Origin of the sequence: Anaeromicrobium sediminis, from assembly GCF_002270055.1 — a bacterium.
Taxonomy (GTDB): domain Bacteria; phylum Bacillota; class Clostridia; order Peptostreptococcales; family Thermotaleaceae; genus Anaeromicrobium; species Anaeromicrobium sediminis.
The window spans coordinates 226,553-245,472 of record NZ_NIBG01000004.1 but is presented as its reverse complement, the minus strand read 5'-3'; the positions used below and the strand labels follow the sequence as shown (position 1 = coordinate 245,472).

Here is an 18,920-nt window from a genome sequence, read left to right as displayed (position 1 = left end):
CTGAGTCGCTTTCACATTCAATTGTCACTCTACATACATTTTTACTATAAAAAGCAATAGTACTGCTATCTGGGTTTGTTGTAAGATTAGGATTTGGAATATTAAATTCTAAGGTATCTCCATTTGCTAGTTCTGCAATGACCCTTAAATCACAGCTGTTTTGCCCTGAGAAGTCTTCTAGATTTACCCTACCGAAGATTTCAGTAGGCTCATCACTTTGAAAGAATATAAGAGAACTTCCACACTCTAATGTAAAATTATTACTGCGACCAATTTTTTCATTCACCGGACATTCGCATTTTAAATCCTTTTCTGACCCTCTAAGAGGTAATGTAAAAGTCCACCGCCCTTCACATCTTACTCCTGAGTCGCTTTCACATTCAATTGTTACTGTACAGACGTTTTTACTATAAAAAGAAATTCCATTCTCTTCACTTGGATTTGTTGTAACGTTAGGATTGGGAATATCAAATTCTAAGACATTTCCATTGTGTAAGAGTACTTTAACTTTTAAATTGCATAGGTCTTCATTAGTGTCATCTGTTAATCTTACATTTGCGCTCATTTCAACGGGCTCATCACTTTGGAAAATCTTTAAGGAATTTCCACATTCTAAAGTGAAATCACCACTAGTTCCAACAGTCTCATTTACAGGACAATCACATTTCCTTTTAAATATCTTCTTACATTTATTCTCATCACAGTCTTTATATTCATACTTAGGATGTGGTTTACAATAGGTATATCTATCTTGATATGATTTGTAATGATTAGTCAAGTTCAAAACCCCCTTTCTATATTTATTATATGCCTGTGTTTTAACACTGTTACAGAGCCACTAAACTATTGAGAAGGGAGGAAATAATAAACCGTCTCCATTTTGGAGACGGTTTATTAGGTTCTATAAAGTTTAATTATATTATTTTGCCATTTCTAATATTTTTACTACATCCTCTTTAGATAGCTTTACAAAGCGACCAATTGAACCAGATCCAGTACATTTTTCTGCCATAGTATTAAAATCATCATAAGGGATGCCTTCCTCTTTTAACCTTATAGGTATTTTAATATCCTTTAAAAACCCTTCAAACTTTTCTATTCCCAATAGGGCTATTTCTTCATTGGTTTTATCATTGCTATCCACATGAAAAACAAATTTTGCAAACCTAACAAATCTATCTATATTTTCTTTATAAACATATTTCATCCATGCAGGAAGTACTATGGATAAGGTAACACCATGGGTTGTTCCATACAATGCTGTTATTTCATGTCCTATCCTATGGCTAGCCCAATCTTCTTCTCTTCCCAATCCAAGAATTCCAGAATGGGCAATAGTTCCACTTAACATTATTTCAGCCCTTGCTCCATAGTCATTAGGATTGTCTAGTAACTTATATGCATTAGATATAACTGCTCTCATGGTTCCTTCACATAAGTTATCAGTAAGTTCCACATCTGTAGTATTAGTAAAATATCTTTCCATAACATGGGATAAAATATCTACTATACCTGCAAATGTTTGTTTATTCGGTAATGTTAGAGTAAGTTCTGGATTTAATAGGGCAAATTTAGGTCTTAAAAGATCACTTTCTAGTCCTAGTTTTTGTAACGTTTCTTCATTGGTAACTATTGTAGCAGAACTACTCTCACTGCCTGTTGCAGGAAGGGTAAGAATCACACCTAAGGGTAAAGCTCTTTTTAGCTCTATTCCTTCTGTGAATAATTCCCATACATCCTTTTCATAGTACACTCCAGCTGATATGGCCTTTGCAGAGTCTATAACACTTCCTCCCCCTACTGCCAATATAAAGTCAATGTTGTTATCTTTACAAATCTTTACACCTTCCCTTACTAGACTAACCTTTGGATTTGGTTCTACGCCAGAAAGTTCAATAACTTCTATTTTATTATTTTTTAATATTTCTATTACTTCATCATATAAACCAGACCTCTTAATACTGTCCTTCCCATAATGAAGAAGTATTTTCTTTACATCTTTAGGAATGTAGTTTCCCATTTTAGAAACTGAATCCTTCCCGAATACTAACTTTGTTGGATTATAATAATAAAAACTATTCATCTTTAATCCTCCTCATATAATAAGTTTAGGCTTATTACACTAAGGCCTAAACTTATTTCAATTCACATAACCTATTAATATATATGTATATATACCACTTCCAAACTCAATAAACTCTAGCTACTTACAAGGGAATATGGATAAAAAATTTTTAGAAGGTGGAATATCAGAACATCATGTATTGTAAACAATTGTGAACCTTCTACCGTAAATATACTATTCACACTTTATAGTCTGATAGTGACTTACCTTATAAAATATTTTTTATGTATATGACCGAAGTAAGTTCATATACATTTAGATTGGACATGGTTTATATGTTTATCCTAATTTACCTTTATATATTACTATTAAATATTGTTATGTATTCTTTACCTGTCTTAACATTATCTCTATTTTTTATAAAGGTTTTAGCTGTTAATATTAATAATCTCTCTGCCTTAATTCTTGCATCTATGTCAGTAATACTTGTAATATCTAAAACCTTTGAATCTCCAACTACTCTTCTGATAATTTCAAGGCCAGCTATTCCTGCCGTATCTGATAGGATAGAGTCTAAATACCAATTCATATAATACTCTTCCTTTGCCATTACATCTGTTACTATTTCCTTATATAGTTTTATGAATTTGTCCTTAAATAGCTCTAAGATATTCTCTATAGTCTTCTCAATCCATACTTGAAACTCTTCCATATCCTTAGGATCTGCTGTTACAATAGCATTTGTCCATGCAAAAAATAAGTTTCCTATTACATTTCCAAGATCGTATCCAATAGGTCCATAAAAGGCAAACTCTGGGTCTAATATTTTAGTAGAGTCTTCTTTCACAAAGATAGAGCCAGAATGTAAATCACCATGTATCAATGCTTGGGCATTATTCATAAAATTATTTTTAAGCTTTCCTGCTTCAAGGATTAATTCCTTATCCTCGTATAGCTCTTTTTTTACGAACTCCATGTTTTCTTCTAACACAATATTTCTACCCTTGTAATCAATAAAAGGCTCTGTAAATACAAGGTCTTCTGATATTTTGCAAAGATCTTTATTAATGTAGTTTTTAACATTATCTTTCTTTTCTCCTGAATCCATAACTAAATCTGTTGTTGGTAAAAGAGTATTCACAATGAATGTAGTTATGTGATCTGCCAAGCATGGAAAAGTTTTTCTTTCCAATAGTTCCTTCCTTAAATTCCTATGATCAGATATGTCCTCCATTGATAGGGCACACATTACGGGATCATATTTATATACTTTAGGAACTAGTCCAGAAGCTAAATTATTTTGTAACATTAGGACTTCTGCTTCTATTCTATTTCTATCTACATCCAAAGGACGACCTGAAGACCTAAGAAGAATATCAGCATGCTTAATTATAACTGATTCCTTAGTATTTACATCCCAAACTTTGAATACATAATTTATATTGCCATCACCGATTTCCGTAGCTTCTAGTTGGGCGTTTTCATTGAATATATGTAAATTTTCCTTTGCATAAAGGATAGCATCTTCTACTTCCATTCTGAAATGTGAGTTAAATCTAGACAAGTTATCAACTCCTTAAACTTAGGGATGTTCCAAAAATAATTTTCTTTATGAATATAGAATTTATTTTTTGAACATCCCTTATTGTGTAATTCTAATAATAGTTTTCTACCTTTGATTCGAAGTATCTATGCAAATCATAAGGGCTTAGTATTCCTTTATCTGTAACTACACCACTTACTAAATGAGGAGGAGTAATATCAAAAGATGGATAATATCCTTTAACTCCTTCCATAGTATTTTTAATACCTCTGAATTCTAATACTTGGTTAGGATCCCTTTCCTCAATTTTAACCTGTGAAATAGAGTGATAATCCTTATCTGGAATACCCGTTACAAAATATGGTACACCAAAATGCTTAGCCACAATAGCTATTTGCATTGTTCCTACCTTATTTACTATATGACCATCTAAGCAAATTGAGTCTGCCGCTGATGTAAATAGATCTATATTTTTATTTTGCATAGTAAATGCAGGCATATTGTCCGTAATTACAGTAACATCAAACCCTTGATCATACGCTACACTTGCAGTAAGTCTAGCTCCTTGAAGATAGGGTCTAGTTTCTGGACAAAATAGTTTAATATTTTTATTTTGTTTTTTACATTCCTTTAGCATCATACCCACAATAGTTTCTCCAAAGCATTGGGTCATGATATTTCCGTTTTGCGGGAACATATCTACTAGATATTTTGCCACCACGCCTATTCTTGAATAACGGTTATTTATTGATTTAACAGTATGCTCAAAAATTGCCTCGTCAACCTGTTGACCACTTTCCATAGCAACCTTAGCAACATTTAAACATCCCTTAACTATTAAGGTCATTCTGTTTGCAGTTGTGGGTCTTGCATTTGCCAATTTATAAGCGGCACTTTCTAAATATTCCATTTGTTTTTCATAAGATAAATTCCTACATTCATAAGCAGCTAAAGCCATACCCATCCCTGCTGCCGTATAGGGCCCAGCACTTTGAGTTACCATATCTGTAATAGCCTGTGCAACTTCTTCATGGGTATTGCATGTAACAAACTTTGATTCTGTTGGATAAATTCTTCTATCTAATATTCTTACTTTGCCATTTTCATACCAAGCTACATTTTCATATCTAAGCATGAAGGCTAGCCCTTTATCTACTCGTTCCATAGCTTTCCTGCCTTTCTTCTTCGATTTTAAAGATAAATTATATAGTGATATACACACACCATTTCCAAATCCAATAAACTTTGCTCACCTACGAAGTGAAATGAATCAAAAATTTTTCATAAGGTGGAACATCAGAACATCCTATGCAGCAAACAATTGTGAACCTTCTACCGTAAATATAATATTCACACTCCATAGCCTGATAGTGACTTACCTTTGAAACGTTTTGATTTATTGAACTGAAGTAGGTTCACATAACCTTAGATTGGACACAGTTTATCTCTAAATCTAATTATTTGTACTTCTTACTTTTGAGAAGTCAAACATAATTGATAGTAATCCGAAAACAATCATTAAAAATGAATATATTGAAAAAGGAACAATTTCTACTGGTGATATTTTACCAATTCCTGCAGCTAATAATAATTGTCCACCATATGGTATTATACCCTGGAAAGCAGATGAGAATATGTCTAAAATACTTGCTGTTCTTATGGGGTTAATATCATACTCTTTAGATAAATCCTTTGCCAATGGTCCAGCTGTAATAATAGATATGGTGTTATTAGTTGTAGCTATATCTATTAAGCTTACTAGAGAAGCTATTCCAAGCTGTGCTCCCTTTTTAGTTTTTACTTTAGATAAAACTGTTTCTAGTAGATAATTAATACCACCATAGTAATCCATAAGGCCAACTAATCCACCTACTACAATGGCGATGATAGCTAAATCTTCCATCCATCCCATTCCTCTTTGTAATACTCCAAAGAGTTCAACCATATTAAAATCACCCATTGCTAAACCTATTACAGCACCAGAACTTATACCAATAGCTAAAACTACCATAACATTTAAGCCAATTAATGCACTAACAATAATGGCTGCATATGGAACTATTCTTACTAATGAATATTCGTAAGTATCTAATTGTGCATTTCCACCAGACATGAATGACAATATTATAAGAGTGATGATAACAGCAGGTAAAACAATGAATAAGTTTGATTTAAACTTATCTCTTAACTCTACTCCTTGAGTTCTTGTGGCTGCTATTGTTGTATCTGAAATAAAGGATAGATTATCTCCAAACATGGCACTACCTACTACTGTTCCTAAAACTAAAGGTAGACTAATACCAGTTTGAGTTGCTATTCCAACACCAATAGGAGCTAGGGCAGTTACAGTACCCATGGAAGTACCCATTGAAAAGGATAAGATACATCCAACCAAAAATAATCCTGGTAATAGCATGTTTGCTGGTAATACATTTAATCCTAAATTTACTATGGAGCTAACGGCACCCATTGCATCTGCAATTGAATAGAAAGCTCCTGCTAATAAGAAGATGACAACCATTAATATAATAGTAGGTTCTCCTCCAGCTTTGGAAAAGATGTCAATCTTATCGGATAAAGATGTTTTTTCACCCTTTTTATCTAATAGTAAAGCGAATCCAGAAGCAAAAATAAATGCTAATAATAGTGGCATATTAGTAAAGTTACCTGTTATAATTCCCGTGCCCATAAATAATGCTAAGAAAAATACTAAAGGTGACAATCCTGCAAAACTACTCTTTTTATCCATGTGATTTCCCCCTCATATAATAGTAGTTAGAATAATCTATTCTACTTTTATTATTTATATCTCATATTTCGCAAAATATATGACAGCATTAAATAATAGAGAATACATATTATACAAGATCATTATTACTATATTTCCAATGGAAGTATGAAAAATATATTTTAGTGATATATGGAAAATGGATACAAACTTTAGAATAAAAATTGGTTATGCGGAATATGAGTTATTTTCCCTGCAGTTTTTAATAATAACTATTCCTCTGTTTTTACTTGGCCGTAGCTTTGAAATAATCCTAACATTTTATTCATTTCAGCATCTGAAAGTATTTTAGGCTCCCCTAAAGCCTTCGTTCTACAATATATTTCTGCACAAAATTCAATTTCTTCTGCTTTGTTAAAAGCATTAGGTAAATCTTTTGCACCTGCAAGTAGTCCATGGTTAGCTAGAAAGACAGCATATCTATCTTTCATTCCTTCAAAGGCACTTATAGCAAGCTCTTCTGTTCCAAAGGTTGCATATTCTGAACATCGTACATTTTTTCCACCTGAAATTGCAACTAAGTAATGCATAGCTGGTAGTTCCCAATTCATACAAGATAAGGTAGTAGAATATGTAGAGTGTACATGAACTACTGCATTAATATCTTCTCTCTTTTCATAGAAAATTCTATGCATGGAATACTCACTAGATGGTCTTTTATCTCCATCAATCACATTGCCATGAAGATCCATAATCAGCACATCTTCTGGCTTCATTTCAAAATAATCAATTCCACTTGGAGTTATGGCCATTAGTTTTTCATTTCTCATGAAAATACTAATATTGCCTCCTGTACCTTTAGTTAAATTGCTGGTAATTAGTTTCTTACCATATTCAACAATTAATTGTCGTTCTTTTTCAAATCTCAAGTATATCATCCCCTTTTTGGAGTAATAAAATTATTTAATCAATTCTTTAGCCATGTCACTATCAGTGATTAATACATCTATATAGTTTCCCTTTAATGCTCCTAATATAGATTGGTATTTACTTTTTCCACCTGCTATTCCTACAACTAGGGCATTGCTTTTATTTTCAAGGATGTCATATCCTATAGTTCTATCCTTATAGTCGTGATCTACAGCTTCACCATCTTTGTTATACCATCTAAATCCAATATCGCCAACACATTTACGAGATAGAAGATGCTCTGTATATTGTTTATTAAAATATAGGGTACTATTTTTATTTAATTCTCCTATACCAACTACTATAACGTTGCATTTTTCCATATTCTTAAAAGTAGTTTTTAAACTATCATCAGAAATCATGGCAGTTTTAGTTTCCTTATTATCTACAATAGCAGGAGCATATAACAAATAAGGGTTCCCACCAAGTTTTTCGGCAATAGTTCTAGTGATTTCATCAGGCTTTAGAGCAGTAAAACCTATATCAAGTCCTCCTATTAGTTGGACAACTGGTATTTGTAGTTTACTATTATAGGATAATCTATTGGCCACCTCTGACAATGTCTTTCCCCATGTGACTCCAACAACATCGCCCTTTACAAGTAATTCTTCTAAATATTCAGCCCCAGCTATACCAAGACTAGTAGTTATCATGTCCTCATCAATAGAAGAAACCACTACACTTTGGGTTAAGTTGAATTTTTCTTCTAGCTTGGTTTCAAGTTCTAAATTGTACTTGTCAATATCTATAATTTTGATTTGGACTATATTTTCATTACGAGCTTTTTTCAATAATCTATTTACTTTCTGCCTAGACATAACCATTTTTTTTGCTATTTGAGCTTGGGTTAAGCCTTTTTCATAATAATAGTATGCAATTTTTATTAACTCACGATTATTAGAATTTTGCACTTTATACCTCCGAGTGTGACATATGCTCATCAAATGTTCTTTTGTAACATTTTATGAAAATTATACTATTATATTCCAAAAAGTTCAATGGAGTTTCCTTGTACTTTATATTTGAATTTCATGATATTAAAAGAGTAGAATATTTTAATAATAAAAGAACTGTTTATGCCTTGAAATACAAAACCCTTGTTCAATATGGAATTGAACAAGGGCATGATTTTTAATGGCTACTAAGCGTTGGTTAATTTATTTAAAATCCTTCATAATTTCCTTTAGGGATCGATTCATTTCCTTGAAAAAATCCGATCCTATTTTGCGGTTATAAAATTGTTGAGCAAAGTTCTCAAAATCACTGACTGGATTAGAGTTGAACTTAGCTTCCTGCTCTTTAAACATTTCCTTAATTTCATCATCGGATAATGATTTATATTTTTCATCAAAGACCACAAATTCTTTTGCAAAACGACTTCTCAGCTTAGGTTGATGATCATAGTTTCCAAATACAATCAGGGTAGCAGGGAAAACATACTTTGGAAGATTAAGTAGCTGGCGATGTACCTCGATATTTTCCATGATGTCCCCAATATAACAGCTTCCTACCCCATAACTCTCAGCAGCAATGACTGCACTTTGAGCAGCGATAAGTGCATCGTTAATACCGAGAATACAGTCGCCTAAAGTTGGCCCTTCGTATACTCTATTGGTTCTTTTAGCATATTCAGGTACTTTATTTAGTAAAAAATATTTATGCCATTTATAAAGATCCACAGCAAATAACAAAGCCGTGTCTGAATTCCCAATAAAAGGCTGATGATCACAGGTTTCACTAAGTTTTTTGAGCATATCTTTATCTTGAATTTTGATGATGGAATAAAGCATCATGTTCCCAGCTGTTGGTGCCCGCATGGCAGCATGTATGATATTATCCATGATTTTTTCATCAATAGGCTTGTTGTTGAATTTACGAATGCTGACCCGGTTGTTAATGAATTGTATTGTTTCGTTCATTTGAATTCTCCTTTCTATTTGTTCATATATACACCTCTCATTTCATTTTCATATAATGGTATCTACGTACTCAAACTCGTGTACTTATTGAGAAGCCTTTGAACGAACAATATAAGTGTGTTCTACTTCTCTAATGTTAAACTTGAGTAATTTAAACGTAATTTGTACGATTGGGCCAATACAGAATGCAAGAATAGCAGTTCCTATACCGATTTGGCCTCCTAGTGAAGCTCCGAGGATAAGGGCAGTTAACTCGATCAAGCTACGAATGAGACCTACGGTGTGGTTCGTTTTTCGAGTAAGAGCCACCATAAGACCATCACGTGGACCAGACCCCAATCCAGCACCCACATAAAGCCATGTGGCAATTGCAATAACAAACATTCCAGTGATTAGCATCATGAATCCTATTGGTATAGAGTTTGATTTCTGAATTATTCCAGATCCAAAAATCATGTCTATAAATAGTCCAATAAGGAACATATTAAGTATCGTAGCTATTCCGACTTTCTCACTTAAAATGATATTGAAAAAAACAATAATCAGTCCAACCACTATACTAGCCTGCCCGAATGTAATTCCAATCATATTACTCAGTCCTTGATGAAAAGCATCCCATGGAGCAACTCCCAAATTTGCTTGAACCGTAAGAGCAATTCCCAATGCGTAAAGGAATAACCCAAGTATTAGCCTCACAACATTCCTAAAAGTTAAATTCATATGATATCCCTCCAATAAATCTATATGCATTTATATGACTCAAATGTACTTTTATTATATATAAAGTGGGTGTAGAACAGTCAAATTTGAAAAATAACACTTTTGATTACTTTGGGTATAACACTATAACACTATTTGGCTCTGTGATATACTGGGTGTGAAATGAGGTGAATTGGATGAAAATTTTAATTAACCGAAACAGTTCAATAACTATATTGGAACAAATCTATACGGAGATCGAAAATCGCATTCGATCTGGAATCCTAAAACCTGAGACTCGTTTACCATCAATTAGGAAGATGTGTGAGGAATTGCATGTTAGTCCAATGACCATCGTAAAGGTTTACAATAACCTTGCTGAAGCAGGCCTTGTGGAAAAAGTCCACGGTCGCGGCACTTTCGTGAGATCACGTATAAAGGATCTTTCAGCTTCTCAAGTGGAACTAGGTTTTGGATTGGAAGGCTTGATGGGTAACGAACTCAAAGAAGAGTTGGACAATTCCCATTGGCAGGATCAAATACAGGATTACATTTCAAGAGGTAGCTTTCGATACAATGTGAGTCTATCACCAAAATACAATGGTTCAAATCTATCCATTGCAGCTTTAGGCCAATCTTATCTTCCCACTGCAGACATTTTTAATAAATTTACACAAAACATGGATAAAGATTTAAATGACTTGGGCCGTTATCCACCTATTGAAGGGGATTTGAAAATGCGGGAAGCTGTGAGGGAATATGTACTGGAACGTAATATTCATACACAAAGTAAAAATATCATAATTGCCAGTGGGTCACAATTGGCCATTAATCTGGTGGCTATGACCTATATAGGTCCGGGAGATGTGGTAGTGGTGGGTGCACCAACCTTTCCAGGGGCAATCGATGTGTTCAAGAATCGCGGAGCCCATATCGTTGAAGTTCCTGTTGATGATAATGGTATGGATACATTGGCCTTACTGTCTGTCTGCGAAACATACAAAGTTAAATTGGTCTATACCATGCCAAGCTTTCAGAATCCAACGGGTGCGGTTATGACACTGGAACGCAAACAAATGATTTTGGAACTGGCTGATGAACATAATTTTATCATCCTTGAGGATGATGTTTGGAGTGAGGTTGCATTTGAAGGTACACCAGAACCATTAAAAGCCATGGATCGGCATGAACGGGTTATTTATATTTGTGGATTTAGTAAGGTCTATGGTCCAGCTTATAGACTATCTGCCATCATCGCTTCAGGTAGTCTGTATGTACGGCTTGTAACTGCAAAATCCAATTTGGATTTTGGTGCACCTTCCATCAGTCAGAAGTTTTTAGCCCCTTATTTAAATTCCTTAGAACAAAAACAGTTTATACTTAATCTGAAATATGAACTTAAACAATTGAGAGATCGCCTTTACAAACTGTTAAAAGAAAATTTGCCTACCTATGTAAAGGTTCAGAAACCAAAAGGTGGAATGTTGTTTTGGATCACATTTCCCATAGATTATAATTGTCATCTCCTTCATTATCGTGCCGTGATGGAGTGCAATATTTCCTTTTTACCAGGGGAGTTTTGTTATGCAGAAAAGCGGGGTAGTAACCAACTGCGACTTTGTTTTACTTTTCTTGAAGAGTCCCTTGTAACAGAATCCATAAAGATCCTATGTAGGCTTATGGATGATGTGTATAAAGAGAGTCGTAGACATGGACAAATGCCAGGTGTATGATTTTAGAGAGTTGTCATTTTATACAGATTTGAAAATCTAACTACTCTTAAAAAATAAGGTTTAAAGTATAAAAAAATTTTATAATATGACATACAGGTGGCATATTTAATTTGTTACCATATTGTTATACGGAATTTTATATCAGTAGAAAGTAGGTGTTGTAATGGCAGAAGAAACGCCACTTGTGCTTAAAGATAAATTATTTAATGAAGAGACAGTCCGACAAGTAGCAGAGTGTATTGTGAAAGCATACCCCAATCTTGATAAACGTTGTTTCACAGATGATATACTTAGGGGATTTCCTAAGCGTGAACTGAAAGAGCGTATGTCATGGATGCGTGAGATAATAGAGAAGCATTTACCAGATGACTATGAGACAACCATTGCTATTTTATTAAAATCCTTAAAATATGCAACAGAAGTTGGTGATTTTACTTTTTCATTCTATGCCGATTATGTTATGGTCAATGGGTGTAAAAGAGAGCATTTGGAACTGTCATTAAATACAATTGGGGAGTTTACAAAGTTTTTTTCAGGTGAATTTGCCATTAGGAGATTTATTAATAAGTTCCCAGAGGAAACCTATGAACAGATGAAGGCATGGTCACTTAGTGATAATGTAGATCAGAGAAGGTTAGCCAGTGAAGGACTCAGACCTAAGTTACCATGGGCTATTGCCATAGATTTTGATTATAAAAAGGGTGCACAAGTGCTAGAGAATCTCTTTTATGACAATGAGAGATATGTGACCAGATCTGTAGCCAATCATTTGAATGACCTGTCTAAGATGGATCCTGATTATGTGATTGAGATATTAGACAAATGGAAAAAATCTAAGAAGCAAGCAGATAAAGAGATGTCTTATATGATTGGACATGCACTAAGAACTTCAATTAAGAGGGGCCATATAAGTACCTTGGAGTTTTTAGGTTATCATCATGAACCAAAGATAGAAGTAAATCCATTAAAGATTATGAAAAAAGATTTAACATTAGGAGAATATTTAGAGTTCTCATTTGATATCACAGCTCAGAAAGAAGAAGGACTCATCATAGATTACAAAATAATCTATCCAATGGCAAATAATAAAAAGTCTGAAAAAGTATTCAAAATAAAGAAAGTCATGATTAATCAAGGAGATCGATTAACAGTTGAGAAAAGACATCTATTTAAGAAAATGACCACAAAAAAACTATATAGTGGTGATTATAAAATAGAAATACAGATTAACGGAAAAATCTATGAGGCTGGTAAATTTAAATTAGAGGTCTAGTTTTATAAAACTAGGTGGTTGCAAAATAGATTCCATAGCCATCAAGCTAAGATGACCCAAAATTGAAAATATGGTATTCTTATATAATCTATTTTTTAAATTGTTATAACTAGAAGAAATAATAAACCGTCTCCAAAATGGAGACGGTTTATCAGGTTTTATAGAAGTAACATTAACAACGCTAAAAGACTAGGATCAAAATTTTCTGTGCTAGGAAGTTTAAATTTAGGCAGCCTTCTTGGAGACCTATTTCTTGGAGGAGAATCTTCTATATTAGATAAATCTTGATCATCAATATCTAACATAGCTTTAACATTGATTATTCCATGACCTTCCGCATTTCTACCTTCCCTAATGTTTACTGTAGTATTTAACATTCTACTTCTAACTTGAGCTGCACTAAGATTAGGTTCTTTTTCCATCAATAGGGCAGCTGAGCCTGCAACCATTGGTGTAGCCATAGATGTTCCTGAATGAGCCACATAGGAAGTAGGACCTTTGTTAGATAATGAATAGATATCAACCCCAGGAGCTACAATATCTGGTTTAGTTAATCCTGAAGGTGTAGGGCCTCTGCTTGAGAAGCTTGCCACGAAGTCATCTTCGTAAGTATGGGTTTTATTGTCATCTACGGCTCCAACTGTGAGTACATCAGGACTTATACCAGGGCTATTTATAGTACCTGCATTAGGACCACTATTTCCAGCAGCTGTACAAACTAATATTCCCTGTTGAGAAGCTCTAGCTGCAGCCTTAGCTAATGGGTCTTCTCTGTAACTTTTTTCAGCTGGTGCTCCTAAGGACATATTGAGGATTCTAATATTATATCTATCCTTATTATCTATTACCCATTGTATACCAGCTAAGATATCAGAAGTAGATCCACTACCATTACCGTCTAGAACTTTTACACCTATAATATTGGCTTCTGGTGCTATGCCTTTGTATTTTGATTGACTATATCCATTTCCTGCTGCTATTCCTGACACGTGTGTTCCGTGTCCGTCGTCATCGTAAGGGGAGTTTCTTGCGTTTACCATATCTTTAAAAGCAACTATTCTGTTAGTAGGTCTAGTTAAATCGTAATGAGGATAAACTCCTGTATCTAAAACGGCTATACCTACTCCCTTACCTGTATATCCTAAATCATTTATTCTATGGGCTACTATGGCTAAAGTGGCATTATCCATACATTTAAAAACTTTTGCGTCATGATTTATAAATTGAATCATATGATGTGCTGCTATATCATCAATAGACGTTGCAGGAATATTTGCTGCTACAGCATTAATTAAGGGATACTTATACTTAATAGTGCCCCCTGCCTGCTCTATGCATTCCTCAATATCTTCATGTCTATTTTCACTATATACTATGGTAGGAATAATATCCTTAGTACCAGCACTCATTCTTCTTACAACTACAGGATGGACAAATTTAGCTCTAATCTGCTGTATGCGTTTGTCTACTTTGTTCTGGGTACGATTTCTTCTCACTGCAAACCACTCCATACAATATATTCTCATTACCAATGTATGCATGGGGCTTGGACACTGTTCTATGAGTGGGATAATATTACCAGTGAAATTGGTGTATAGAGTATGATATACTAAGTGATTACGAGGGACGGTTATTAAATAAATTGTGTTTAATAAGCGTCTTTTTTTACTTTCTATGAAATTATAGTTTTAAAAAAGCGTGAATAAGTAAAAAAAGTAAGGGGGTGTGGGGGAAGAATTCCCCTGCCTCTTTAAAGGAAGGTGTTCAGATTACGATAGTAATCATCGAAGGGAACCATAGGGTTCCATAACGAATCATACGAAGTATGACTCTTTTAATTAGAAAGGAGGGTTTAACTATGAGAAAAAAATTGAAATTACTAGTAAGTGTATTTGTTTTACTTGTTATTTTCTTTAACTTTAATTTTATAAAAGCTAAAGTTTATCCAATAATTAATGAAATTGGAGAAATAATAATGTTAAAAAAAGTAGATACATTTAAAACTATGGAAACAGAAAAGTTAATAATTAAATATGACACAGATGAAAATACAGCTAAACTTGTAGCAGAGACCCTAGAAGATAAATATGATAGTGTGGCTAAAGACTTCAATTATATATCAGACGAAAAAAAAATCATAATTATATATGAAGATGGGGAAAAACTAAATGAAAATACTAATCTAAGAAAAGGTAATCCTCCAATGGGTGTATATGTTTATAATACAGTTTCAGTTTTATCTCCAAATAATTGGATAAATGATGACGATAATCTAGAAACTATATTTAAGGAAGAAGGGCCTATGGTTCATGAATTTACTCACCTAATAGTAGATGAAATAGGTAGAGGAAATTTTCCTATATGGTTTACAGAAGGAATAAGTCTTTATATGGAATACGATAAAAACGGATACGAATGGGGATCAAACTTAGATATGGAAGATGAAACTATATATAATGTGAAAAACCTTACTGAAAATTTCTATGAATTAGATGAATTTAAGGCTTATAGAAAGTCTTTTGAATATGTAAAAGGATTTGTAGATGAATATGGTTTTGACAAATTAAATGAGATTCTTATAGAGTTAGGAGAGGGAACATCATTTGATGAAGCTCATAAGAAAGTTATTGGGAAAGATGTGGAAGAAATTTACGTGTATTAAGTTTCATTTTATGTACACTTGAGTTTTTATGATATAATTTCCTATATAATAAATAAAGCTAAGAATCGGGGGTACTGAGTATGGCCAGGAAAGTATTAGTAGTAGAAGATGAAAGAGCTATTTCGGATATTTTAGTTTTTAATCTTAAAAAAGAAGGATATGAAGTAAGTACAGCTTATGATGGAGACGAAGCCCTTCAAAAGGTATATAAAATTGAACCGGATTTAATATTATTAGATGTAATGATTCCAAAAGTGGATGGTTTTAAGGTTTGTAAAAAAGTAAGAGAAAGCTTTGATACACCCATATTAATGTTAACTGCAAAGGAAGAAGAAGTAGATAAGGTGTTAGGCCTAGAACTTGGAGCAGATGACTATATAACTAAACCTTTTAGTATGAGGGAGTTAATGGCTAGGGTTAAAGCTAATATGAGAAGAGCTTCTATTCCTGTAGAAACTAAGAAAAGTAATATAATAGAGTCTGATAATTTAAGAATAGACTTAAATAAATATGAAGTAACTAAGAGAGATAAAGTAATAGAGTTAACTTTAAGAGAATTTGATCTCCTTAAATATTTAGCCACTCAAGCAAACCAAGTATTTACTAGGGAACAGCTTTTAGAAGAAGTTTGGGGATTTGAATACTTTGGTGATATAAGAACAGTAGATGTTACAGTAAGAAGATTAAGAGAAAAGATAGAAGACAACTCCAGCAATCCTAAATATATATTGACAAAAAGGGGAGTGGGATATTATTTTAGGAGGGCCTAAGGATGTTTAAAAGTATAAGGTGGAAGTTTATAACCATATATTTTCTCCCTGTATATATTGCAATGCTTATAGTAAGTGTTTTCATAATACAGCAGTTTCAAGAATATCAGCTTAATATGGTGAGTGAAAACCTAAATAACCTAGGAAGACAGGAAGGTCTTATTAAAACCATAGCAAGATTTGAAGATTTAAATGAGTATAAAGAAGATATTCAAAGAAACATAGATCAATGGCCAACAGGCCTTAAAGAAGAAGTATTCATAGTAAATATGGATTTTAAGATAGTAGCTAGAAGTAAGAATAGTGGAACTAACAGGGATGCTATAGACATCCTTGATTATACTCTTCTTACTCAAGCGAGAAATGGGAAAACTGATCAAAAGGATATCTATATAGAATCAAGAAATATTATAACTAAAAATATGGCATTTCCTATACAATTAGAAGGAGGCCAGCCCAAGGGTATTTTATATATAAGGGCTGACCTTTCTGATGTGTATAAGGGGTTAGAGAGAGCCAAAATAATCTTAATAGAGGGGACTATAATAGCCCTTTTTATTACGGTTATACTAGGATTTTTAATAGGGAGAAGTATAACAGAACCTATCATAGATGTAACTAAAAAAGCATCTGGAATGGCCAGGGGAGATTTTAATCAGGTAGTTGAGGTGAAGTCTGATGATGAAATTGGACAACTAGCAGAAATGTTTAACTATGCAAGAGCTAAACTTAATGTTACATTATCTCAGATATCTTCTGAAAAGAGTAAACTAGAAACCATATTAAGTTATATGGCAGATGGACTTATAGCAGTAAATAATTATGATGAAATAATACATGCAAACCCTACAGCTATGGAAATGCTAGATCTTACAGAAGAAGAAATAAGGACTAAATCCTATGATGAAATAATGAAAAAATTAAATGAAAACTTAACTTTAAAATATATTCAAAAAAATAGAAGAATGAGTAATTATACAGGTAAAGAAACCCTAAAAATAGGCGATAATATACTAAGTGCAAGCTACGCTCCGTACATGGACGAAAAGGGTAGAAAAGCAGGTATAGTTATGGTTCTTCAAGATATAACTAAAAGACAAGAACTAGATAATATGAGAAAAGAATTTGTTGCCAACGTATCCCATGAACTAAAAACTCCTTTAACTAGCATAAAAAGTTATACGGAAACCTTACTGGATGGAGCTTTAGAAGAAAAGGATTTGGCTGTAAGCTTTTTACAAGTTGTAAATTCTGAAGCTGACAGAATGAATGGCCTTGTAAGAGATTTATTACAATTATCCAGACTTGACTCTAAGAAGGTACTATGGAATAAGAAAAATAGTAACCTAGTTAAAATTGGTCAAGATGCTGTGAACAAAATGGAGATAACTGCACAAAATAAAAACCAAACCCTATCATTTATTACTAAATATGAATTTTTATCAGTTTATGTGGATAAAGATAGGATAGAACAGGTAATAATAAATATAATAAGTAATGCAATTAAATATACCCCGAGTGGAGGACATATACAAGTACAAGTATATAGGGATAAAAATTATGCTGTAGCCCTAATTAAAGATAACGGAATAGGTATACCTAAAAGAGCTATTCCTAGACTATTTGAAAGATTTTATAGAGTGGATAAAGCCCGTTCTAGAGAAATGGGTGGAACTGGACTTGGTTTATCTATAGCTAAACAAATAGTTGTGGCTCATGATGGTGAGATTTTTGTTGAAAGTAAAGAGGGTATAGGAACTGAAGTATTTATTAAGATTCCTATAAGCAAGAAAAAAGACTAAAAAGGCTAGGTCAAAAGGTGTTTTAAATTTAATATAAATTTACCTTTTGGCTCAGCCTTTAATTTATACCTAAAAAACAGAATAAAGTGTGGATAACTTCGTGTTTTTAAAAAGTTTTCCACAAAAAAATAGGGGTGTAACTTTATTTTAAAAGAGGTGTAACACAATTGTAATAATACTAATATATAATGAGTCATATATTAATTAATAATTAGGAGGCGTATACATGAAAAGGAATATGATAGTGAGCACACTAGTCCTTATCATGCTTAGTACTTCTGGAATAAATGCCTATGGCGTAGATGTAGAGAAAAGAAGTATTCCTGCTACTAAAATAGAAGAAGCCCTTAAGATAGATAGACCTGTAAAAATAATAAGTCCTAAACAAGATGTAATAGTAAGAGACAGTGTATTAATATCTGTTCAGCTTCAAGATAATGTGTCAGTAGCTCTAAGTGTGTATAAGGAAGTTCCTACTACAGAAGAAGGAGAAGAAAACTTCTCTATAATAGTAGGACCAGAGGAAATAGAACAAGGTGAATCTTTAAAGTTTTATAGTAAAGAGCTAAAGGATTTATCCCAAGGAAATTATAAAATTGTTTTTAATGTGAAAGATGAAGATGGAAAAGAAGAAGAGGATGTAGTAAAATATTTTACAGTGAAGAGTGAAAAGGAAGAAATAATAAAAACTATAGAAGCAATTCCTAAAGCCGATATGACTTCCGTATTAGAAGATGTTATAAAAAAATAGGTAAAA

16 protein-coding genes are annotated in these 18,920 nt (G+C 33.1%); 6 read left to right on the top strand and 10 right to left on the bottom strand.

What is annotated here, in order from left to right; genetic code table 11:
- The 9 genes from CCE28_RS07390 to CCE28_RS07350 all read right to left on the bottom strand — a co-directional run.
- Positions 1-778 (bottom strand): hypothetical protein (locus tag CCE28_RS07390; protein WP_141228331.1); only part of this gene is annotated, 778 nt, incomplete at its 3' end.
- 141 nt (positions 779-919) lie between these two features.
- Entirely contained in the window at positions 920-2,083 is a 1,164-nt protein-coding gene (locus tag CCE28_RS07385; RefSeq protein WP_095132503.1) for an iron-containing alcohol dehydrogenase, read from the bottom strand.
- A 337-nt stretch (positions 2,084-2,420) separates the two neighbouring features.
- Complete coding sequence (gene mtnK / locus CCE28_RS07380; protein WP_095132501.1) at positions 2,421-3,629, bottom strand: S-methyl-5-thioribose kinase; 1,209 nt, start codon at positions 3,627-3,629, stop codon at positions 2,421-2,423.
- A 91-nt stretch (positions 3,630-3,720) separates the two neighbouring features.
- Positions 3,721-4,773, bottom strand: a complete 1,053-nt coding sequence (locus tag CCE28_RS07375) for an S-methyl-5-thioribose-1-phosphate isomerase (protein WP_095132499.1) — start codon at positions 4,771-4,773, stop codon at positions 3,721-3,723.
- A 288-nt stretch (positions 4,774-5,061) separates the two neighbouring features.
- Positions 5,062-6,357 (bottom strand): Na+/H+ antiporter NhaC family protein, encoded by a 1,296-nt coding sequence (locus CCE28_RS07370; protein ID WP_095132497.1) that lies wholly within the window; start codon positions 6,355-6,357, stop codon positions 5,062-5,064.
- A 251-nt stretch (positions 6,358-6,608) separates the two neighbouring features.
- Positions 6,609-7,274, bottom strand: a complete 666-nt coding sequence (locus tag CCE28_RS07365) for an L-fuculose-phosphate aldolase (protein ID WP_334293510.1) — start codon at positions 7,272-7,274, stop codon at positions 6,609-6,611.
- Positions 7,275-7,295: 21 nt separating this feature from the next.
- Complete coding sequence (locus CCE28_RS07360; RefSeq protein ID WP_176461712.1) at positions 7,296-8,216, bottom strand: sugar-binding transcriptional regulator; 921 nt, start codon at positions 8,214-8,216, stop codon at positions 7,296-7,298.
- A gap of 246 nt (positions 8,217-8,462) precedes the next feature.
- Positions 8,463-9,224, bottom strand: a complete 762-nt coding sequence (locus CCE28_RS07355) for a nitroreductase family protein (RefSeq protein WP_095132491.1) — start codon at positions 9,222-9,224, stop codon at positions 8,463-8,465.
- A gap of 84 nt (positions 9,225-9,308) precedes the next feature.
- Positions 9,309-9,944: a YczE/YyaS/YitT family protein gene (locus CCE28_RS07350; protein WP_095132489.1), complete on the bottom strand. Its 636-nt coding sequence runs from the start codon at positions 9,942-9,944 to the stop codon at positions 9,309-9,311.
- A gap of 176 nt (positions 9,945-10,120) precedes the next feature.
- Here CCE28_RS07350 and CCE28_RS07345 point away from each other — a divergent pair, with 176 nt between their 5' ends.
- On the top strand, positions 10,121-11,656 hold the full coding sequence (locus CCE28_RS07345) for an aminotransferase-like domain-containing protein (RefSeq protein WP_095132488.1): 1,536 nt from the start codon (positions 10,121-10,123) through the stop codon (positions 11,654-11,656).
- Between the two features lie 163 nt (positions 11,657-11,819).
- The gene (locus CCE28_RS07340; protein WP_095132486.1) at positions 11,820-12,929 is read left to right on the top strand and encodes a DNA alkylation repair protein; all 1,110 of its coding nucleotides are present in this window, start codon (positions 11,820-11,822) and stop codon (positions 12,927-12,929) included.
- Between the two features lie 158 nt (positions 12,930-13,087).
- Here CCE28_RS07340 and CCE28_RS07335 read toward each other — a convergent pair whose 3' ends face one another.
- Positions 13,088-14,470: a S8 family peptidase gene (locus tag CCE28_RS07335; protein ID WP_207652867.1), complete on the bottom strand. Its 1,383-nt coding sequence runs from the start codon at positions 14,468-14,470 to the stop codon at positions 13,088-13,090.
- Positions 14,471-14,787: 317 nt separating this feature from the next.
- Here CCE28_RS07335 and CCE28_RS07330 point away from each other — a divergent pair, with 317 nt between their 5' ends.
- The 4 genes from CCE28_RS07330 (at position 14,788) to CCE28_RS07315 (ending at position 18,914) form a co-directional block, all read left to right on the top strand.
- Entirely contained in the window at positions 14,788-15,591 is an 804-nt protein-coding gene (locus CCE28_RS07330; protein WP_176461711.1) for a peptidase MA family metallohydrolase, read from the top strand.
- A gap of 80 nt (positions 15,592-15,671) precedes the next feature.
- Positions 15,672-16,361 carry a response regulator YycF gene (gene yycF / locus CCE28_RS07325; RefSeq protein WP_095132482.1) on the top strand — a complete coding sequence of 230 codons (690 nt, stop codon included), beginning with the start codon at positions 15,672-15,674 and terminating at the stop codon, positions 16,359-16,361.
- A gap of 2 nt (positions 16,362-16,363) precedes the next feature.
- Complete coding sequence (locus CCE28_RS07320) at positions 16,364-18,163, top strand: ATP-binding protein (RefSeq protein WP_095132480.1); 1,800 nt, start codon at positions 16,364-16,366, stop codon at positions 18,161-18,163.
- Between the two features lie 226 nt (positions 18,164-18,389).
- A complete protein-coding gene (locus tag CCE28_RS07315; RefSeq protein WP_095132478.1) occupies positions 18,390-18,914 on the top strand; it encodes a hypothetical protein in 525 nt (174 codons plus the stop codon).
- The last annotated feature ends 6 nt before the right edge of the window (positions 18,915-18,920 follow it).

What these genes read in the sequence shown, in the direction of transcription:
- CCE28_RS07385 (WP_095132503.1), bottom strand. Translation starts at nt 2,083, where the DNA reads ATGAATAGTTTTTATTATTATAATCCAACAAAGTTAGTATTCGGGAAG.
- CCE28_RS07375 (WP_095132499.1), bottom strand. Translation starts at nt 4,773, where the DNA reads ATGGAACGAGTAGATAAAGGGCTAGCCTTCATGCTTAGATATGAAAAT.
- CCE28_RS07370 (WP_095132497.1), bottom strand. Translation starts at nt 6,357, where the DNA reads ATGGATAAAAAGAGTAGTTTTGCAGGATTGTCACCTTTAGTATTTTTC.
- CCE28_RS07365 (WP_334293510.1), bottom strand. Translation starts at nt 7,274, where the DNA reads ATGATATACTTGAGATTTGAAAAAGAACGACAATTAATTGTTGAATAT.
- CCE28_RS07355 (WP_095132491.1), bottom strand. Translation starts at nt 9,224, where the DNA reads ATGAACGAAACAATACAATTCATTAACAACCGGGTCAGCATTCGTAAA.
- CCE28_RS07350 (WP_095132489.1), bottom strand. Translation starts at nt 9,944, where the DNA reads ATGAATTTAACTTTTAGGAATGTTGTGAGGCTAATACTTGGGTTATTC.
- CCE28_RS07345 (WP_095132488.1), top strand. Translation starts at nt 10,121, where the DNA reads ATGAAAATTTTAATTAACCGAAACAGTTCAATAACTATATTGGAACAA.
- CCE28_RS07340 (WP_095132486.1), top strand. Translation starts at nt 11,820, where the DNA reads ATGGCAGAAGAAACGCCACTTGTGCTTAAAGATAAATTATTTAATGAA.
- CCE28_RS07335 (WP_207652867.1), bottom strand. Translation starts at nt 14,470, where the DNA reads ATGCATACATTGGTAATGAGAATATATTGTATGGAGTGGTTTGCAGTG.
- CCE28_RS07330 (WP_176461711.1), top strand. Translation starts at nt 14,788, where the DNA reads ATGAGAAAAAAATTGAAATTACTAGTAAGTGTATTTGTTTTACTTGTT.
- yycF (WP_095132482.1), top strand. Translation starts at nt 15,672, where the DNA reads ATGGCCAGGAAAGTATTAGTAGTAGAAGATGAAAGAGCTATTTCGGAT.
- CCE28_RS07320 (WP_095132480.1), top strand. Translation starts at nt 16,364, where the DNA reads ATGTTTAAAAGTATAAGGTGGAAGTTTATAACCATATATTTTCTCCCT.
- CCE28_RS07315 (WP_095132478.1), top strand. Translation starts at nt 18,390, where the DNA reads ATGAAAAGGAATATGATAGTGAGCACACTAGTCCTTATCATGCTTAGT.